The sequence below is a fragment of the Huintestinicola sp. genome (assembly GCF_050874005.1).
GTDB lineage: Bacteria > Bacillota > Clostridia > Oscillospirales > Ruminococcaceae > Huintestinicola.
On record NZ_JBNMJV010000042.1, the window covers coordinates 1 to 19,073 of the forward strand.

Below are 19,073 nucleotides of genomic sequence, written 5' to 3' on the forward strand. Positions count from 1 at the left end.
AGATGGTCGCAATCCGATATATAGGTGTGCGGGCCCTGTGCAACAAAACACCGTGAACCATGTCAGGCGGGGAACCGAGCAGCATTAAGCGGTACGTTTCGTGTGCCGCAGCAAGCCTGCACACCTATGTATCGGATTTTTGCTTTTTAGGAGTTGTAGTTTTTAAGTGAAAAAAACTTTCTTGTCCCGTCTATGGGGCGTTTTGGAAAAGTCCGCTCCCGCAGGGCTGCTTGCCGTATGGCTGCTCTCCGCACTGCTTATGGCTTCGGGCTTTTCGGATAACAATGCAGATCATATTACCACAGGCGCTGTGATGATACTCACTTCGGTTATCGTTCAGGTGATCATTGCCATTTTAAAGTTTTTCCCCGGCATAAATTCGGACTTTGTTTCCGATTACGACAGGGAGGTAATCGGAAAAGCATTTGCTTCGGGAGAGAAAAAGCGACTGTTTTATCAGTGCTTTGAGCTTTTCCGCAATGACGAGAACGAGGACGCTTTAGAGTATTTCAGAGAGCTTTGCAGCAAAAACCTTACCGACAGAGAACAGGGAGTACTGGCGTTTTATACGGCGATATGCTATAACCGCCTTGGCTTTTCCACCAATGCCGCTCATCAGGCGGTAATTGCGGCGGACAAGGGCATTCAGACTGCCGAGTCCCTGCTTATGGCTGCCCGCAGCTTTAATATGTCCGCAAGCTATTCTTCGGCGGCGGAGGTCTATGAAAGGCTCCTGCCCATTGCCGAGGAACGGGGCATATTTCCATTTTTATACAACGAGATCGGCAAAATGTACCTCTCCGCCAACGACCCCGTTCACAGCAGAGAAGCCTTTGACAAAGCCGTGGAATACGGTCTCGACCCCGTTACGGCTCACGGCGGACTTGCTCTTGTAAGTCTCCTTGAGGGCAAGGAGGACGAAGCCTGCGAGAGATACCGCCTTGCCCTTATCGCAAGGATAAACGATACCGAAGGCTACAAGGATTACTGCGCCCAGATATGCGCCGCCAACGGCTACCCCGAAAACTTTTTTGAGGAGCATCTTAAAGCAAAGTATCACAGGGCATAAGCTATCCCATAACTTCCGCAGAAAGGAGGAGCTTAATGTATCAGGCGCTTTACCGGAAATACCGCCCCACCACCTTTGACGACGTTATTTCCCAGCCTCATATCACCACTACCCTGAAAAATCAGATAATAAACGGCAAGACCGCTCACGCCTATCTGTTCACAGGCTCAAGAGGAACGGGCAAGACCACCTGTGCGAGAATATTCGCCAAGGCTTTAAACTGCGAAAACCCCGTTAACGGCAGTCCCTGCGGAAAATGCGATATATGCCGTGACGCCGATAATTTTGCTCTTTCCGATATAATCGAGATAGACGCCGCTTCAAACGGCTCGGTAAACGACGCAAGAGAGCTTCGTGAAGCCGCCGAGTACACCCCCGAGCGGTGCAGATACAAGGTTTACATCATTGACGAGGTGCATATGCTCTCAAAGGACGCATTCAACGCCCTTCTGAAGCTTATCGAGGAGCCTCCCCCACATATAAAATTCATTATGGCGACCACCGAGCTTCATAAGGTGCTGCCCACCATTCTTTCCCGCTGTCAGCGTTTTGACTTTATGCGGATAAAGACGGAGGACATCGCCGCAAGGCTCAAATTCGTGGCGCAGAACGAGAACATCACCCTTACAGACGACGGAGCCGAGCTTATCGCAAAGGCTGCAGACGGCGGTATGCGAGACGCTCTTTCCATACTTGACAGATGTATCGCATTTTCCGAGAACGTCACCGCCGAGGTGGTTTCCGAAGCTGCGGGAATTGCAGGCAGAGAACAGCTTTTCGCTCTTGCGGAAGCTATTGCCGACAGAGACCCTGCCAAGGCTCTTGACATTATTTCCGCACTTTACGACAGCTCAAAGGATATGCAGAGGCTCTGCGAAGAGCTGGCGGCGCAGTTTCGCAATGTGATGATAGCAATTTCGGCTCCCGACCGCACAAACATTATCGTTTGCCTGCCCTCGGAGCTTGAGACCATAAAAAGGATAGCTTCAAAGCTTACTTTGGAGCAGGTGCTGGGCTTTCTTGACGCTCTTTCCGCCTGCGCCGAGCGTATGGGCAGGTCCCTTGCAAAGCGCATTGATATGGAAATGTGCGTTATCAGAATGTGCAGCGGCACGGCTCAGAGCAAAACGGCATCAAACAGCGGTGAGATCGCCGCTCTGAACGCCAAGATCACCGAGCTTGAAAGAAAGCTTGCAAGCGGTGTTCCTGTGGCGAAAGAACCGCAGAGAAGCAATGTGCCTCCACGGAGAGAGCCTGTCAAGGATATTTCCGCAGCGCCCGAGGGTGCGGAGTTTGTTTATATCGACAAATGGTTTGATGTTATCGAGCGTATGAAGACACTTTGTCCTGCGCTGGCTCCCCCCCTTGTTAATTCCTACGGCTACAGTATGGGCGGAAAGCTTGTCATAAACAGCAGGGAAAACCTTATCAAGGTGCTCCTTAAATCCTCCGAAAACAAGGCAAAGATACTCGAGGCTGTTAAGGACATTACGGGAGTTACCCTTTCTACTGTTCTCACAGGCTACAGAGCAAGCCTTGACAGGTCGGGAGACAAGCAGCCTGAAGCTGACATCAAACCCGAAGCCGCTCCCGCACAGAAGCTTGATACGCTTCTTAAAAAGGCGGAGAACAGCGGCATTCCCGTCGACACGGTCTAAGCTTTTAACGGAAGCTGGAAAATACTTTACAGCGTTTTCCGTTTAATAAATTAAATGAAAATAAAAATTCAAAGGAGATTTCTATTATGAAAGCAAGATTACCACAGGGTATGGCAGGCGGCGCTCAGAATATGCAGAATATGATCCGTCAGGCTCAGAAAATGCAGGAGCAGATCACCAATGTTCAGGAGGAGATCGAGAACGAGACCTTTACCGCTACCACAGGCGGCGGCGTTGTTGAGATCACTATGAACGGCAGAAAGCAGGTACAGAGCCTTACCATCAAGCCCGAGGTCGTTGACAAGGACGATGTTGAGACCCTTCAGGATCTTATCATCAGCGCCGTAAACGAGTGCGTAAAGCAGATCGAAGAGACTTCTGAGACCAAGATGGGCGCTGTAACAGGCGGAGTTTCCTTCCCCGGTCTTTTCTGATAACAAGCTTATAAAAAAACAAACGGCGGCATTGGCAGTTATGCCGCCGGATTTTTCACTTGAAAGGTATGATAATCGTGGCAAACAGCACCGCTCTCCCCCTCGTTTTACTTGCAGAGCAATTCGCAAAGCTCCCGGGCATTGGTATGAAAACAGCTCAGAGACTGGCATATTTTGTTATGGGAATGAGCGACGAGGAAGCAAAAGAGTTTGCCGACGCTATCATCAACGCCCATTCTACGGTAAAGGAGTGCAGCATCTGCTGCAACCTTACCGACAGCGGCGTGTGCCCCATATGCTCCGACGACCTGCGTGACGCTTCCGTTATCTGCGTGGTGGAGACACCAAAGGATATCGCCGCTTTCGAGCGCACAAACGAGTACAAGGGCGTTTACCACGTGCTCCACGGGCTTATCTCCCCTCTTGACGGGGTAACTCCCGAGCAGATAAGGGTAAAAGAGCTTCTTGACAGGATAAAAAAGGGCGGCGTGAACGAAGTCATTATGGCGACAAACCCCACCGTTGAAGGCGAGGCTACCGCTATGTACATCTCAAAGCTTTTAAAGCCTTTGGGCGTTAAGGTAACACGTCTGGCATTCGGTCTGCCCATAGGCGGCACTCTGGAGTTTGCAGACGAGGTGACTTTATTCAAAGCATTGGAAAATCGCAGCGAAATATAGCAGATATGGCTAAAATAGTGAGATATTTTTGTACATATATACAAAGTTATCGTACAGCTATTGATTTTTCTGTGAGAATGTGGTATGATATTAAAGTCGTCGAGGGACGTTACCGATAAGCTTGAAGCCCTTATGCCGTTACTGGGATATAGCCAAGCGGTAAGGCAACGGACTTTGACTCCGTCATTCGTGGGTTCAAATCCCGCTATCCCAACCAAATACTGGGGTGTAGCCAAGCGGTAAGGCACTTGACTCTGACTCAAGCATCTCCGGGGTTCGAATCCCTGCACCCCAACCAAAAGGCAGTCGATCTTATCGGCTGCTTTTTTATTTATTCCCCCACAAATACAAATTTGCAAAAAAAACGACCGCTTTAAAGCAGTCGTTTTTTATATACATATTGATCTTATCTGTACTTTCTCAGAGTCTTTATTACGAAATATGCCACGCCCGCAATTACTGCAAGGATAACAAGAATGAACAAAATAGTGGTGATAACGGAAACAAATCCGCTTGGTCCCTGATAAAGGGAATTGTCGATATCGCCCACGTTGGCAATGGTCTTGCCGTAATTGTCCACAATGGTGATGTCATCGAACATTCCAAGCTCTCCCTCAAAGTCCTGGATTATGGGGAAGGAAACACCCACCTTGGTATTCTGGGAATTTGCGGGAATGGTTATGGAAGCAACTCTGTAGCTGCCTGCGTTTGTTGTAAGGAAGTTCACAGACTGCCAGCCTGCTCCGTCGGTGAATATTTCAAACTGACCCGTAGCCTTTGCAGCCTTGGCAGAAGCGTTGATGTAAATGTTAAAAGTATAACCGCCGAAGCTGTCGAGTCCGAAATCAGCGGAGTCAAGATAAAATCCGCCGTAACGGTTGCTGAGATTGCCCTTGAAGCTTTCGCTGAGCTTTAACGCCTTACCCGAAAGTGCGTCCTTTTCCGTAAGCTCCATAGTAAGTCCTGCATCGGAAGCGTTTCCGAAGGTATGTATATACTCAAGTGACTTGTCGGTGTCAAAGGTAATGGTAGCTTCCCCCGGATTGTCGGTTTTTTCGGGCTCCGCATAAACGGCGGTGCTCATTGTAAATGCTGCGGCAGCTGCCAGCAGGACAGATAATAATTTTTTCATTAGCGACCCATCTTTCTCTCTGTTTTTCTTTTCTCTCATAGCGACACAGTCCGATACTGCAATCACACACTATAATTTTATTACAAATCCCCCGATTTGTCAATAGTAATGAACATTTTTAATTTGTCAATTTTTTATCACATATTTTAGTATATTCTACAAATGCATCTTCATATTTCAAAAAAGGCGGGGAACTTATACCAAACACCACCGGAATTATGGAGAAGAAAACGAGAGATCACCATAATCCAATATGTGTTCAGTATAAGATCTCCCCGCCGAGCTATTTGTTATTCAGCGCTGTTCAGCGAAAGGATAACGTCTGAAACAAGGTTTGCGGGAAGCTGCTCATAGCGGACAAATTCAAACTCAAAGCTGCCTCTGCCTCTTGTTATCTGACGAAGCTGCATTGTAAAGGTCTGCATCTCTCTTTCGGGGACTTCCGCAATTATCTCGGTCATACCCTTTTCCTCAGCAGGGTTCATTCCGAGAACTCTGCCTCTGCGCTTGTTCAGATCGCCCATAACATCGCCTGTATTATCGTTGGGGATAAGCGCCTTGAGAGTGCCTACAGGCTCGAGTATTGTGGGGTCTGCCTGCTTCATACCCTCCTTGAATGCGATGGAAGCAGCAGTCTTGAACGCCATTTCCGAGCTGTCAACGGGGTGATAGGAGCCGTCTACAAGGATAGCCTTTACGCCTGTTACGGGGCAGCCTGCCAGCACGCCCTTATTCATACAGTCTCTGAGTCCCTTTTCAACTGCGGGGAAGAAATTCTTGGGAACTGCTCCGCCGAATACCTTTTCTTCAAATACAAGCTCGTCTGAGAGGCAAGGCTCAAACTCGATCCATACGTGACCGTACTGACCGTGGCCGCCCGACTGCTTCTTGTGCTTGCCCTCTGCCTTTACCTTCTTGCGGATAGTCTCCCTGTATGCGATGCGGACGGGGGCAAGAGCAGCGTCAACACCGAATTTATTCTTGAGCTTTGCCGCAGCAACTTCAATATGCTGCTCGCCCAGACCTGCGATAACAAATTCGCCTGTGGAAGCGTCCTGTGTAAAGGACAGAGCGGGATCCTCCTCGCAGAGCCTTGCGAATGCGGAGCTTATCTTGCTTTCATCGCCCTGGGACTTAGCCTTGACAGCCATTTTGTAGCAGGGCTTGGGGAATACTATTTTGTCGAGAGAAACAGCCTTGCCCTCGCAGATGGTGTCATTGGTGGCAGCGCCTATCTTGACAGCCGCACAGATATCGCCTGCGCCAACGGAAGTGACCTCTGTCTGCTTCTTGCCGCAGAGGGTGTAGAGCTTGCCTATCTTCTCAGGCTCGCCTGTAGTGGCATTTATGTACTCGGTGTTAGCCTTCAGAACGCCGCTCATTACTCTTATGCAGGACATTTTGCCCACAAACTGGTCTGCAACGGTCTTGAATACGAATGCTCTGAGAGGAGCGTCGTCGGTGCAGACAATTTCCTCGATATCGTCGCCCGAGTATGCCACAGCAGGAGGACAATCCGCAGGAGAGGGCATAAGGAGGCATATTTCCTTGAGCAGCATATCAATGCAGCCCATTGTGATATCAGAGCAGCATACAACAGGAGTGATAAGGCCCTTGTTCATACCGTCGTGAAGGCCCTTTACAAGCTCCTTCTGAGTGAAAGCCTCGCCCTCGAAGAATTTTTCCATAAGCTCGTCGTCTGTCTCGGCAACAGCCTCGGAGAATGCGGCAACAAGGCCGTCCATACGGTAATCTATCTTCTCGGAAATTTCGGCGGTGGGCATTTCCGTCTCGCTGACATTTCCGTTTTCATCATATTTATAGCACTTCATCTCAATGAGATTAACGTAGGAAACAACCTGTCTGTCCTTGATAACGGGAACGATAACGGGGCAGACTGTAGGACCGAAAACGGTTTTCAGGTCGGTGAGGACGTTATAGAAATTAGCGTCGGGATCGTCTACCTTTGTGATGACGAACATTGTAGCCTTGCCTGCCTTGCGTGCAGCCTTGTAAGCCTTTTCTGTGCCGACTTTTACGCCCGATTTGCCCGAAACGGTTATCATAACTGTGTCTGCGGCTCTTACAGCCTCAAGCATATCAGCCTCGAAGTCGAAAAGTCCCGGTGCGTCAAGGAGATTGAGCTTCAAGCCGTTATATTCAAAGGAAGCGATCGAAGCGCCCAGAGAAGCCTTGCGCTTTATTTCCTCGGGGTCGTAGTCGCATACTGTGTTTCCGTCGGAGGTCTTTCCGAGACGGTCGGAAGCTCCTGCCTTATAGATAAGGGCTTCGGCAAGGGTGGTCTTACCCGAGCCGCTGTGTCCTGCAATTGCAATATTTCTGATATTCTCTGCACGGTAGTCGTTCATAATGTGTTCGCTCCTAACTTTAGTTTGTATATCGGCGGATAATGGTCTTTCTTGTCAAATTACACAATCTGCCTTGCTGTTACAATATATATTATATATCATTTGTATAAGCAATGCAATAGTTTGATATAAATTTGTACAGAAACTTTAAATTTGTATGTCCGTTTTTATTTACATTGACCATATCCTTGGGCATATTTGGGAAAATTTACCGTGTGTGCAAAAATATTTGTAAAAAAAGCCTTGTTTTTTCGGCAGAAGTATGATATTATTGTTGCAGATAGCTAAAGAAGTTAATTTCGGAAATTCAAATAAATTTCAGGAGGAAAAAGCTATGAAAATGAAAACGTTATCATCTGCAGCTGCGATCGGGCTTGCGCTCTCAATGCTTGCAGGCTGCGGAAAGACCGCAGAAAACAATACGTCAGGAACGGAAGAAACATCTGCCGGATCTGTTTCACAGATGTCCCTGTCGCCGGAGGAGGACAAAATAAGATCAATGACGTCTCTTGAAATGATAAGGGCAATGGGCAACGGCATAAACCTCGGCAACACCCTTGAAGCCTACAATCACCAAGGGTACAGGGGCGGCGCAAACCCCGACGGCTTTGAAACAGGCTGGGGTCAGCCCTACACCACCGCCGAGATGATACAGGGTATGAAGGACGCAGGCTTTGACACCATAAGAATACCCGTTGCCTGGACAAACGGTATGAACTTTGAGTCGGGAGACTACACCATCGACGAACGGCTTATGAACCGTGTGGAGACCGTTGTCAACTATGCTCTTGACGCAGATATGTACGTTATCGTCAACGACCATTGGGACGGCGGCTGGTGGGGAATGTTCGGCTCCGAAGAGCAGGCGGCCAGAGACAAGGCGCTTGAGATGTACAAGTCAATGTGGAGCCAGATAGGCGAGCATTTCAAAGACTATTCCTACAAGCTCATCTTCGAGTCCGCAAACGAGGAGCTGGGCGACCGCTTAAATGACAAGGATATCACAGGCTCTGAGGGCGTTCTTTCAAAGAGCGAATGCTATGAAACGACTAATATGATAAACAGCGAGTTTGTTAAGCTTATCCGCTCTCAGGGCGGAAACAATGCTGACCGTTTCCTGCTTATCGCAGGCTACAATACAGACATTGCCCTTACCTGCGACGACCGCTTCAAAATGCCCGAGGACACGGCTGACAGCAAGCTGCTCCTTTCCGTACATTACTACACTCCCTGGGACTACTGCGGGACCGAGAGCGTTGACCATTGGGGCTCTCCCGGAGATCTTGATGAGCAGAACGGTCTTTTCGAGAAGCTTTCCAAATTTTCCGAACAGGGCTATGGCGTTGTTATCGGCGAATATGCGGTAATGAAGAAGAACGGCGGCATCAAGCCCGACACGGACAAATTCTACTCCAATCTCCTTGACAACTGCGACCTTTATGATTTCTGCCCCGTTCTCTGGGACTGCAGCAATTTCTATAAGAGAGTTACAAATACTCTTGCCGACGAGACACTTGCGGAAATATTCTCCTCACGCAGATATGAAAACGAGAAAAGCAAGGACACCGAAACGGTAAAGTCCGAAGCAAAGGCAAGGATAGACGAAGCGGCACAGAAGGCTTCCGAGGAGCAGATGGATTCTATCGACCTGCTCCCCGCAGACGATATGGCTATTGCCTGGATAATGTACGCTTCAAGCGACTACGGCGTTTCATACAGCGTTGGCGACCAGTATGACCCCACCAACTGCACTACGGGACTTAAAGCCGAGAATGTTCAGATAACAGGCGAGGGCACATACACAGTAAGCCTTGACTTTTCCGAATGCGGACTGGCAAAGGGCGTGGCGTTCTCCGCTCTGGGAATATCAAACGGCGAGGTGCTTTTCCCGGGATACACATACACCATTGACGAGATACTTATAAACGGCGAAGCATATGAAATGGCAGGAAAGGGCTACACCTGCTCCGATGACGGGACCTGCACAAGAGTCAATCTCTACAACGGCTGGGTATCCTCAGTTCCCGGGGAGGCAAGAACTGCCGACGGAGACCTGACCGACTGCTCCGCTCAGATAATGCCCCTTACCGAGGGAAAGAGAGTCAAGACTATTTCCGTGACATTTACAGTAAAAGCTCCGGACTGATAAATCAAACGAAAATCTATCTCACGTTCTGCCGCACACAAATGCGGCAGAACTTTTTTTGCCCGAGGATCGTTTTTTCGGGTATAAACGCCAAAACCTTGTAGGAAAGCCGCCCCTACAATATTGCGGTGATAGCACCCGTCAAATTACGATTTGCATCTCAGCTTATTTGTAACGTTACCGAGCCGTCTGTCTGCCGCCCAAACATACTATAGAACGTCTCGCTGCGGGTCGTCACCCGCCAAATATGTACAAATTTATTCAAAGGTTACAAAGCGAAAACAAAATGGTATCAAAATCAAGGCAAAAGATTAAATGATGAAAACAAAAGGCTGACAATTCGGGAAAAACCATTGACATAAAGCTTTTAGGCTGATATTATATTATTGCGGGAGTGCGTAATGTCCTCCTGTATGTATGATAATTATCCGAAAGGAGCTGCCGGGCTTTGGCTGAATATAACTTAAAACTTTGTATGGGCTGTATGGAGCCGAAGGACTCGGAAGGCGTATGTCCCCTTTGCGGATATTCTCCCGATGTTCCGTCTCTGCCCGAATATCTGTCTCCCGGGACCTTTCTGAACGACAGATACATTGTGGGAAAGCTCCTGCGCTTCAACGGCGAGGGCGCCGACTACATAGGATTTGATACAGTTACATCTTCAAAGGTCACTATACGTGAATATATGCCCGATACCCTGTGCAGCCGTGCAAAGGACAGCAGCGTTATTGCCGTTAAGCAGAACTGCGTTGCTCAGTACAAGGCGTTTATGTCCGAATTTGTGGAGCTTAACAAAATGCTCGCCAAAATGAGGACTCTCGGTCACATCAACCCCGCTATTGATATGTTCGGGGACAACAACACGGGATATGTGGTCTTCAGATACATCGAGGGAATGAACCTTGCCAAATATCTCAAGGAGCACGCAGGCGAGCTTACCTGGGACGAGGTCAAGAAAATGTTCCCCCCCATATTCACCACCCTTTCCCTTATCCATAATGCAGGACTTGTCCACAGGGGCATTTCTCCCGAAAATATAATAGTTGACGAAAAGGGCGAGCTGAAGCTCATAGGCTTCTGCATTGCCGACGCACGAACTGCCAACACGGAGCTTGCCTCCGAGGTATACAGCGGATATGCCGCTCCCGAGCAGTACAGCTCAAGCAACTGGCAGGGTACCTGGACGGACGTTTACGGCATATGTGCCCTGCTGTACCGTATTCTCACAGGCACCACCCCCACAAATGCTATGGAGCGCCTTGCAAACGACACGCTCCTGCCGCCTAAGAGCCTTAACAACAATATTCCCGCAAATGTATCGAAGGTCATTATGAACGGAATGAGCCTTTCGGGTGAGCTTCGCATACAGACGGTGACAGAGCTTGTTACCCAGCTTTTCGAGGAGCCTGAGTTCAATAAGCCCCGTCCTGCGGCTCAGACCCAGACCATTTCTATCCCGAAGCAGCACAGCACAAAGGGTCCCGCTCCCGAGCCGAGACCTGTCAAAAAAAATGACCGTATGAGCAGACGAAAGGTATTCGCTATTGCTGCAATTGTTACCTGTATTGTGGCATTTACGGGTATGGCTGTGCTTATGATGACCCTTGACGACAACAGCAGCCAGATAACAAACGCCATCACTCAGGCGACCACTCCCGAAACTTTTCCCGATACCGAAACTATGCCTGTTACCGACGAGAGCGGCGAAATTGTTACCACTTCTCTTCCAGCATCATCTGCAGAAGCGGCAGACCCTTCCACTCTCCCCACTCTTGCGGTCATTGAGACAGGCTCCGTTTCCGACGGCACCTCCGAGCAGACTACCATCAAGCCCGGTGCTACGGTCTACATTATGAATGACCTGGTAGGCAAGAATTTTGATACGGTGAAAAACTCCTCCGCTAATGAAAATCTCACCATTATCCCCGAGTATATTTACACCGACGAGTACGAAAAGGGCATTATTTTTGCGCAGTCAATAGAAAAGGGTTCTAACTACGAAAAGGGCACCGAGGTCACTCTGAAAATAAGTATGGGTCCCGCAAAGGTCGTGGTTCCTGAGTTCTTCGGACTGAACAAGAAGGATTATTTCGATATCCTCAACGCAAACGGAATAAAGTACGAGGAAAAGCCCTACGAGACCGACAACACACTTAACGATTATGTTGCCTGGATCAGCATTGAGCCGGGCGAATATATCGACCTGGAAGCAGGCGAGGTATTATCCGTTTTCGTTGCGGTAAATCCCGACAACACGGCTCCCTCCGAAACAACCGTTACTACCACCGAAACTACCACGGAGTTCTCTTCGGCGTGGGTGACTACCTCCATTCCCGAGATAACCACCGTTACCGAGTCCCAGCCCGCTGCCCCGGTGCTCACCGACGAGCCCGATATCACCATTTCGCTGGATTATTAAGCTTGTGCTGAACAAAAGAAAGATACAAAACGGAAAAATATGCCGCCGCCCGAGGAAAGAGATATATCCTCGGGCGGCGGTGTTTTATTTGCGTCTTGCTAAAAGCTTTTCGGCATATGCCCTTGTATCGGGATTGGCGTCATAACAGGCTTCTTCAAGTATTTTATCCGAAAGACAGCGGCACTTTGACATTGCTTTTATAACATAATACCTGCAAAAGGTGCAGCTCATTCGGGAATATATGTACGCAAGTATTTCCTTTGCCTTTCGTGTGGGATAGCGTCTGAAAGCCTTTTCTATATCTCTGTAAAGCATATGAAGCTGCCCTTCGTCAAAAACCGCGTTTTCAAGAACGGACAGCAGATATTTTACATCTTCTCCCTTTGCCTTTGAGATGTATGCGTCCAGAGCCGCAGCCATAAGCTCCGAGTCTGCATTTTCGGGAAGCTTTGAAAGCTCCTCTGCCGCATATTTTTTCACAAGCTCCTCATTATCGGAAATCTTGCACATTACATAGAAAAGCTTCTCACGAAGCTCCTCGCTGCCGCTGTCATACATACGGAAAAGCTTGCCGCTGTCAAGGGGAAAGGGTCTGAAAATAAAGGCTCCAAGCATAATAAGCTGCTTTTCTCCGTCCTTCTCGGACAGCATAAGCTCTGCAAGCCTTTTCAGATCAGCTTCATCGGCGGCTTTGGCAAAGAGCCTTGTCATCAGCTGCTTTTTTCTTATATCCTCGTCTCCGTTAAGACATTCCATAAGGCGGTCAAAGCTTGGACGGGGACGTTTTGCAGGCTTGTTTTTTGGGTATCTTCTGAAAAGAAAATGCTCGGGGTCATAAAATGCATTATCAAAGGCTCTCACATATTCCCTCGGAACATCTTTCAGAAGCTTTCGTGAATACTCTTTACCTTTGTCACGCAGAAAACGCATATAAAAATATTCAAGGCTGAACATATCCGAATTTGGATATTCGGTCAGATATTTTCCTACGTTTTTCACCGTTCTCACGAAATAGCTTTCGTCCTCGTCTGACAGAACGGTACAGAGATTTTCAAAACCGTCTCTGCGGAAACGGTTGGGGTGCATCTTTCCCGTGGAAAGCTCGCTGAGCTTTCGTTCATAGAGACGGTCAAGAAACTCTGCCGCCCCGGAATATCCCTTTCTCCGGTACAGCACAAGAATGGATATCATCTGCTGACATTCCCAGTCGTCTAAATTCCGCTCATATTCAAGGCGGCGCATTATGCTTTCCAGAAAATAGGACTCCTGCCCCGTGAGACAAATTGCCTCGAAAAGATAATCTGCCCTGTCGCCCTCGCACTGCATATCAAAGCAGGTATTGTGGGTGCAGCAGTATTCTATCTGACGGGCATATTCCATCGGAGCGTTACAGTTTTTCAGAAAGATGAGCGCGCTGCCGTAGCCGCTTTCTAAAAGCTGTCTGAATTCACTTTTGGTCATTCTCTTCTCTCTTCACCCTCTCCTTTATCCTTTCGGGGTCGTTAAGATAATCGTCAAGGTCAAGATATTCGTCGCAGACAAGCTCCTTGTAGGCTCTCTGCTTGTCAATATAGGTGGGGACGGTCTCACGGCTGAGATATTCCTCCTCAAGCCATTTAAGCATTTCGGCGTGTCCCTCTTCGGAAAGGGGGAACTCTCTCATTTCTACATTTTCCGACTTGTCAATGCAGTTCCTGCCCGACCAGATATATGCTCTCAGGGTCTTGTCCCCTTCCTTGGGGCAGTTCGGAACTACCTTGTAGTTCATATCCTTTTCGGAGGCGCTGCCTGTGAATATGCCCTTTTCTCCGAACACGAAGAATTTCGGTATCTCAAAATATTTTGAGGCTGATGAACCCATTTAATAACCATTCCTTTCTTGAGAGTTTTGTGGTTTTCGTAAGAAAATTTCGGACGGCAGTCCGAAAAACAAAACTCGGTTTGAAAATCTTTGATTTTCAAACATTGCCTCTCTTTCACATACAAAGCCGAAGTATGGCTTTGCAGTATATTTCAATGTCCTTTGTAAGCTCGTCTATGCCAATGAACTCATTGGCACCGTGCATATTGTTCTCATCGCTCCACTCCGCGCCGAATGCAACGCCGTTTTCCGTGTCGTGGACATAGGTGCCGCCGCCGATGGCTATGCATTTGCCCTTTTTGCCTGTGCAGTCTTCGTAAACGGATAGAAGGGTCTTTATCATTTCGCTGTTTTCATCGGCGTGGTGAGGTTCGCTTACAAGTGATGCATTGCCCGAAAGTCCTGCCTGTGTGAGCTTTTCGGTCATTACGGGGATAAGGTCCGAGCTGCGCCTGCAAACGGGGAAGCGGCAGTCGGTCATAAAGGATATTTTTCCGTCGTGACAGTCTGCAAGGCTGAGAACAAGGGTCAGCGCTCCCGAAAGCTCGTCCGAGCAGCTTACTCCTATGCCCTTGCCCTCGCTGTCACCGTAGGGATAAAGCCCTGATAAAGCCGCAAGCTTTTCGGAAATATCCCCGTCAAAGGGGAGCTTTGACAGCAGGGTGATAAGGGCAGTAAGGGCGTTTTTGCCCTGTTCGGGGGTGGAGGCGTGGGCGCCTTTGCCCTTTGCTTTTATACGTACAGTATGATTATCATATTTTTCTACTGCAAGTATAATCCCGCTCAGTTCATAGTCTTTGAATATCTCAACGATTTCTTCTGCTTCAAAGCCCGAAACAATAGCTTCCGCTCTTTCGGGAACGGCATTTGCAACGCTGCCGCCTTTGAGTGACAGGAGAGCTTTATTTCCCGAGGTATAGCTGCCCGATATTCCAAGGCGTATCATTCCCTTTTCAATGTTTATAACGGGAAAGCTGCCGTCGGGGGTGAAAAGCATTGGGGGGAATTTTTCCTTTTTGGTGTAGTATTCCATATCCGCAGAGCCGTTTTCCTCGTTGCTGCCCAGGATAAGACGGAAATTTCTGCGAAGCTTTATCCCGCTGTCACGTATCATTCGCATTGCGGTGATTACGGCGGCGGCAGGACCTTTGTCGTCAATTGCTCCTCTGCCGTAAACTCTGCCCTCACGCACTTCCGCTTTAAAGGGGTCGGAGTGCCATTCCTGTCCCTCGGTGGGGACAACATCAAGGTGACACAAAATGCCAAGCTCCGCTTCGCCCTCCCCGAAATCTGCGGTTATGGCGTGGTTGTCGAAATTTCTCACCTTGAAGCCATCTTCCGAAAGGGTCTTTGCCGCAAATGCAAGGCAGTCGGCGCATTCTTTGCCGTAGGGCATATTTTCTCGGGGCTCACCCATTACGCTTTTGAAGCTTATGAGTTCGGAGAGAAGCTTTACTGCGCTGTCTGTGTATTCGGGGGCTTTTTTGGAAAGTTCGTTTATCATAAAATTATCCTTTCATAAATTCTCTGACGTGCCTGCCTGTGTACTGAACCGCTATGCGGCTCTCGGGGTCATTGTCAAAAAGGTACAATGTGATGAGGAAAAGCCACTCAAGGGGCTTCATTGCGATGTATACAAGGTCGGCACGAAGCTTTGTGGTGATGTGTTTTGATATGGGATAGCCGTATTTGTCGTAAACGTGCCGCACCCATTTGTGAAAACGGGGGGCTTTGTCCTCGATAAGCTGCTCAAATGCATTTGCCACGCAGAGCTGGCGGTTAACACCGATTTTTACTCCGTGACGAATTCCCAGACGGGTGGGCTTTACCACTTTTTCGTGACCGTTTACCGCTACGGTGCAGAGGTAGTGTCCCTCATACTCGATCGGGGGCGGCGATATCATTGTTGAATATGCCCAGTCGGAGGTCTCGGTAAAGGCTTTGATAATGCCAAAAGGTCCCTGTCCGAAAAGTATGCAGAGGATAATAAGCAGTCCCGTTATGGGTATTATGCCAAGCAGGGGGAACCATATCCAGCCTGCGGATTTTTCCAGAATTTTCCTAAGATGTCTGTCAAGGGTATTTTTCGGCTCGATGTCATTTTCACGGAAATGGGCGGTGTAGAGAAGTATTGTTTCCCTTATGACACGTGCGGATATGATGATGTAGTTTACGCTGAACAAGATCAGATAGGGTATTGCAAGAAAACATACATCGTCAGAATTCAGCAGATTTACCGAAAGCTGTGATACATAGAACAGGCTGAGAATTATCCCGCCGTAAACGCCGCTTACGCATAATACGGCGGCGAGGGGCGGCAGGATCTTTCTGCGGCTCAAAATAACAAGGCATACCGCCGCCGCAAGGGCAAACAGGAACAGGGACAGGGCATAATCGGAGGAAAATGGCTCGTGGAGACTTGTGAGTTCACTTGGCTCATTTATCACCACAGGTTCGTCCCACTTGTAGCTGCTTATTAAAGCGATATCAAATGCGCTGAGCAGGATACCCGTCACCATTGTGATGACGGTACACCTCTGCTTTTTATTTTGGGGAACATCTTTCTTTACGAGATGAATGATGTTTTTCACCGTTAATATTATCGGGAAAATGAAGCAGATAAACATCGCCGCAAAAAAGATCATCATCGTAAGCACGTGTGCTGCCATTTCAAGCAAAGTGTCAAAAAATTCCACAGGTCATTCCTCCTTTTTCTCTATAATATCATACCCATTATCAAATGTCAAGAGATTTTTATTGAATTTCGATATAATATTATTGAGATAAGGAAACGGCTTTATTTTATGGGATTATTGTCGAGCCAGTTCTGAGCCGCTTCGGCTACGGTTTTAAGCGCCTTGTCTCCGAATGGCGTGTCAAGTCCTGCGGCGGCAACAAGTCCGTCAAAGGTCTCTTCTCCGCCGAGGCTGACAAGCTTCATATAACGCTCAAAGGCTTCCTTTCTGTCTCGCTGCATTACTGCCCAGAACTGGAGGGCAACGGTCTGGGCAAGGCAGTAATCAATGTAATAGAAGGGGCGTTCATAAATGTGAGTCTGTCTCTGCCACGCTCTGCCCTCGCCGTAGAAGGGGCTGCCGTCTAAGTCTATCCAGGGCATATAGATCGCTGTCAGCTTTTTCCACTCTCCAATGCGCTCCTCGGGAGTCATTTTCGGATTTTCGTAGACGATGTGCTGGAAATGGTCCACCATTGTGCCGTAGGGAATGAATTTTATGGCGTCCTCAAGGTGCTTGCGGCAGAATTTCTGCGCACCCTCACCGAAAAAGTCCTCGGCGCTTGCCCATCCGAAAAATTCCATTGTCATTGAATGTATCTCGCAGCTTTCGAGAGTGGGGAGCTGATTGTCGGTGGGGCGTTTATGGCGGTTAACATATGCGGCAAAGGCGTGGCCTGCTTCGTGGGTTATGACCTCCACATCTCCCTGGGTGCCGTTGAAGTTTGCAAAGATAAAGGGTGACTCGAAATCGGTAAGCTCGGTGCAGTAGCCTCCTGCTGCCTTGCCCTTGCGGCTGAGGACGTCCATAAGCTCGTTATCCATCATAAAGTCGAAAAACTCGGCGGTGAGGGGGGAGAGGTTATGGTAAAAGCGTCTGCCCGCTTCCAGGATATCCTGGGGAGTGCCTTTGGGAACGGCGTTGCCGTCACGGTAGGCAACGGGGGTGTCGGCGTATTTAAGGGGATATTTTACACCAAGGCGCTCTGCCTGCTCTCTGTAGAGCCTGTCGGCGGCGGGGACCATATATTTGACAACTGCTTCTCTGAATTTGGACACGTCCTCGGCGGTATAGCTGTTGCGGCACATATTGAGATATCCGAGAGGGACGTAATTTTCAAAGCCCATTTTTACGGCTTCGGCATTTCGCACACGTACAAGGTCGTCGTATATGCGGTCAAGCTCCGATTCGTGCTCCTTGTAGAAGCCGCTTTCGGCTGCCCAGGCTTTATGGCGGATATCGTCGTCGGGAGACTGCTTATAGGGGGTGAGCTGGGAGAGGGTCAGCTTTTTACCGTCAAAATCTATCTGAGCGGAAGCTATGAGCTTTTCGTACTCGGTGGTAAGCTTATTGTCCTCCTGCATTTCGGGGATTATTTCGGGGGAGAAGCTTTTAAGGAATATGTCGGTATTTATAAACATCACTCTGCCGAACTTTTTCTCAAGCTCTGGGCGGAATTTACTTTCGGCAAGTGCTTTTGCTACGGACTGACCGTACTCGGTGAAGGTGGGGTTTGAATTGTCGAAAAACTCGTTTTCGTCGCTGTAGAATTTGTCCTCGGTGTTGATGGTGTGGCGGATATAGCAGAGGCTGTACATTGTATTATAGCTGCCGCCTGTTTTATCCCACGCAAGGTAGGCTTCGGCTGCTTCTTCGGCTGAAGCTGCATTTGCAATGCCTGCTGCGGCTTTTTCGGCGGCGGCTTTCAGCTCGTTCATATCGGGTCGGGTGTAGTTCATTTCGGAAAATTTCATAGTCGCTTGCTCCTTTTCCTGCTGATTTTTGTTTCATATATTATATATTTTACCTCTATTCGGAGAATTAGTCAATAGTTATTATTTTGCGCAAAATAAAACTTATGTTTTTATGAGATGAAACAAATTTTCTGAATAGCACTTGACATTTAGGAATGCTTGTGCTATAATTGATTTTGGGAGTGGGAGGGAAATAGTAGGAAAATCGTAATATATCGAGCTGTTTATTTTGTAATGATTCCTGCGGAATAGGACTTATGATAAAATCAGTTAAATTGTGGGGGATACAAAGGGACAACCTAAGGGGAGGGGGAAAAAGAAAACCCAACAAAAATGCGGACTTCCCCCCTCCCCTTTAGGTTTTCCCTCAGAAACCTTTGGTTTCACACTCCCTTTCCCTTACCTCTCCCCCTTTCCGCATTTTTACAGTTGTGCTTTGATTTCTCCGTCAAAGTTCTTTGTTTGGTTTTGTTCGGGTCTTTTCACCTCGTCATTGCTTTTTTGCGGTTCCCCATTTTATGTTATGGAGCATATGTCCATTCAGTTTAGACTTGTGGTGTGGATTTGTTCTTTTGAACGCCTCAAATCCGTAGACCTAAACTGCATAGGCATATGCCCCACACCGATATACTGGAAATTATAGAGAAGAGGTGTCGTGGTAAAAAAGTTTGAACAAAACCTGATTCCGCAAAACTCAAAACGCTGCCGAAAGTCTTAAGAAGGTCTGAATCCAAGCATTGCATCTTCCAAGAGCAAGACGGAGCTTACGAGCGTGAACAGTGAGATGACCGGCAATGAGAATCAAGTTATCAATTA

The 19,073-nt window shown here is 48.3% G+C and carries 13 protein-coding genes, 2 tRNA genes and 1 other RNA gene; 9 read left to right on the plus strand and 7 right to left on the minus strand.

Annotated elements, in window-relative coordinates:
• Positions 1–26 precede the first annotated feature (26 nt).
• The 7 genes from ffs (at position 27) to ACR0QN_RS11805 (ending at position 4,139) form a co-directional block, all read left to right on the plus strand.
• Positions 27–125: signal recognition particle sRNA small type (ffs, locus tag ACR0QN_RS11775), an RNA gene on the plus strand.
• A gap of 41 nt (positions 126–166) precedes the next feature.
• Complete coding sequence (locus ACR0QN_RS11780) at positions 167–1,069, plus strand: tetratricopeptide repeat protein (RefSeq protein WP_432651408.1); 903 nt, start codon at positions 167–169, stop codon at positions 1,067–1,069.
• 35 nt (positions 1,070–1,104) lie between these two features.
• Positions 1,105–2,727 (plus strand): DNA polymerase III subunit gamma/tau, encoded by a 1,623-nt coding sequence (gene dnaX / locus ACR0QN_RS11785; protein ID WP_432651409.1) that lies wholly within the window; start codon positions 1,105–1,107, stop codon positions 2,725–2,727.
• A gap of 86 nt (positions 2,728–2,813) precedes the next feature.
• Entirely contained in the window at positions 2,814–3,161 is a 348-nt protein-coding gene (locus ACR0QN_RS11790) for a YbaB/EbfC family nucleoid-associated protein (RefSeq protein ID WP_432651410.1), read from the plus strand.
• Positions 3,162–3,229: 68 nt separating this feature from the next.
• Positions 3,230–3,841: a recombination mediator RecR gene (gene recR / locus ACR0QN_RS11795; protein WP_432651411.1), complete on the plus strand. Its 612-nt coding sequence runs from the start codon at positions 3,230–3,232 to the stop codon at positions 3,839–3,841.
• Between the two features lie 142 nt (positions 3,842–3,983).
• Positions 3,984–4,058, plus strand: a tRNA-Gln gene (locus tag ACR0QN_RS11800).
• A 5-nt stretch (positions 4,059–4,063) separates the two neighbouring features.
• Positions 4,064–4,139: transfer RNA gene (locus ACR0QN_RS11805), tRNA-Gln, on the plus strand.
• Between the two features lie 108 nt (positions 4,140–4,247).
• Here the strand turns inward: ACR0QN_RS11805 and ACR0QN_RS11810 are convergent.
• Positions 4,248–4,973, minus strand: a complete 726-nt coding sequence (locus ACR0QN_RS11810; protein WP_432651412.1) for a hypothetical protein — start codon at positions 4,971–4,973, stop codon at positions 4,248–4,250.
• Positions 4,974–5,263: 290 nt separating this feature from the next.
• Positions 5,264–7,342, minus strand: coding sequence for an elongation factor G (locus ACR0QN_RS11815; protein WP_432651413.1), 2,079 nt, complete (start codon positions 7,340–7,342; stop codon positions 5,264–5,266).
• 334 nt (positions 7,343–7,676) lie between these two features.
• Here ACR0QN_RS11815 and ACR0QN_RS11820 point away from each other — a divergent pair, with 334 nt between their 5' ends.
• Together ACR0QN_RS11820 and ACR0QN_RS11825 are read left to right on the plus strand one after the other, a co-directional pair.
• On the plus strand, positions 7,677–9,488 hold the full coding sequence (locus ACR0QN_RS11820; RefSeq protein ID WP_432651414.1) for a glycoside hydrolase family 5 protein: 1,812 nt from the start codon (positions 7,677–7,679) through the stop codon (positions 9,486–9,488).
• 448 nt (positions 9,489–9,936) lie between these two features.
• The gene (locus ACR0QN_RS11825; protein WP_432651415.1) at positions 9,937–11,907 is read left to right on the plus strand and encodes a protein kinase domain-containing protein; all 1,971 of its coding nucleotides are present in this window, start codon (positions 9,937–9,939) and stop codon (positions 11,905–11,907) included.
• An 84-nt stretch (positions 11,908–11,991) separates the two neighbouring features.
• On the opposite strand, the gene ACR0QN_RS11830 is transcribed toward ACR0QN_RS11825, so the two are convergent.
• From ACR0QN_RS11830 to ACR0QN_RS11850, 5 genes are all read right to left on the minus strand, one after another.
• Complete coding sequence (locus ACR0QN_RS11830; RefSeq protein WP_432651416.1) at positions 11,992–13,368, minus strand: hypothetical protein; 1,377 nt, start codon at positions 13,366–13,368, stop codon at positions 11,992–11,994.
• Positions 13,355–13,768, minus strand: a complete 414-nt coding sequence (locus ACR0QN_RS11835) for a hypothetical protein (protein WP_432651417.1) — start codon at positions 13,766–13,768, stop codon at positions 13,355–13,357. Before ACR0QN_RS11835 ends, ACR0QN_RS11830 begins: the two co-directional genes overlap by 14 nt.
• 115 nt (positions 13,769–13,883) lie before the next feature.
• Entirely contained in the window at positions 13,884–15,272 is a 1,389-nt protein-coding gene (locus ACR0QN_RS11840) for a Sapep family Mn(2+)-dependent dipeptidase (RefSeq protein ID WP_432651418.1), read from the minus strand.
• 4 nt (positions 15,273–15,276) lie between these two features.
• Entirely contained in the window at positions 15,277–16,464 is a 1,188-nt protein-coding gene (locus ACR0QN_RS11845; protein ID WP_432651419.1) for a DUF6688 domain-containing protein, read from the minus strand.
• 101 nt (positions 16,465–16,565) lie between these two features.
• Positions 16,566–18,257, minus strand: coding sequence for a M3 family oligoendopeptidase (locus ACR0QN_RS11850; protein WP_432651420.1), 1,692 nt, complete (start codon positions 18,255–18,257; stop codon positions 16,566–16,568).
• Positions 18,258–19,073: the final 816 nt, after the last annotated feature.

Excerpts from the sequence above, each read along its gene's own strand:
- dnaX (WP_432651409.1), top strand. The coding sequence starts at position 1,105 with ATGTATCAGGCGCTTTACCGGAAATACCGCCCCACCACCTTTGACGAC.
- ACR0QN_RS11790 (WP_432651410.1), top strand. The coding sequence starts at position 2,814 with ATGAAAGCAAGATTACCACAGGGTATGGCAGGCGGCGCTCAGAATATG.
- recR (WP_432651411.1), top strand. The coding sequence starts at position 3,230 with ATGATAATCGTGGCAAACAGCACCGCTCTCCCCCTCGTTTTACTTGCA.
- ACR0QN_RS11810 (WP_432651412.1), bottom strand. The coding sequence starts at position 4,973 with ATGAAAAAATTATTATCTGTCCTGCTGGCAGCTGCCGCAGCATTTACA.
- ACR0QN_RS11815 (WP_432651413.1), bottom strand. The coding sequence starts at position 7,342 with ATGAACGACTACCGTGCAGAGAATATCAGAAATATTGCAATTGCAGGA.
- ACR0QN_RS11820 (WP_432651414.1), top strand. The coding sequence starts at position 7,677 with ATGAAAATGAAAACGTTATCATCTGCAGCTGCGATCGGGCTTGCGCTC.
- ACR0QN_RS11830 (WP_432651416.1), bottom strand. The coding sequence starts at position 13,368 with ATGACCAAAAGTGAATTCAGACAGCTTTTAGAAAGCGGCTACGGCAGC.
- ACR0QN_RS11835 (WP_432651417.1), bottom strand. The coding sequence starts at position 13,768 with ATGGGTTCATCAGCCTCAAAATATTTTGAGATACCGAAATTCTTCGTG.
- ACR0QN_RS11840 (WP_432651418.1), bottom strand. The coding sequence starts at position 15,272 with ATGATAAACGAACTTTCCAAAAAAGCCCCCGAATACACAGACAGCGCA.
- ACR0QN_RS11850 (WP_432651420.1), bottom strand. The coding sequence starts at position 18,257 with ATGAAATTTTCCGAAATGAACTACACCCGACCCGATATGAACGAGCTG.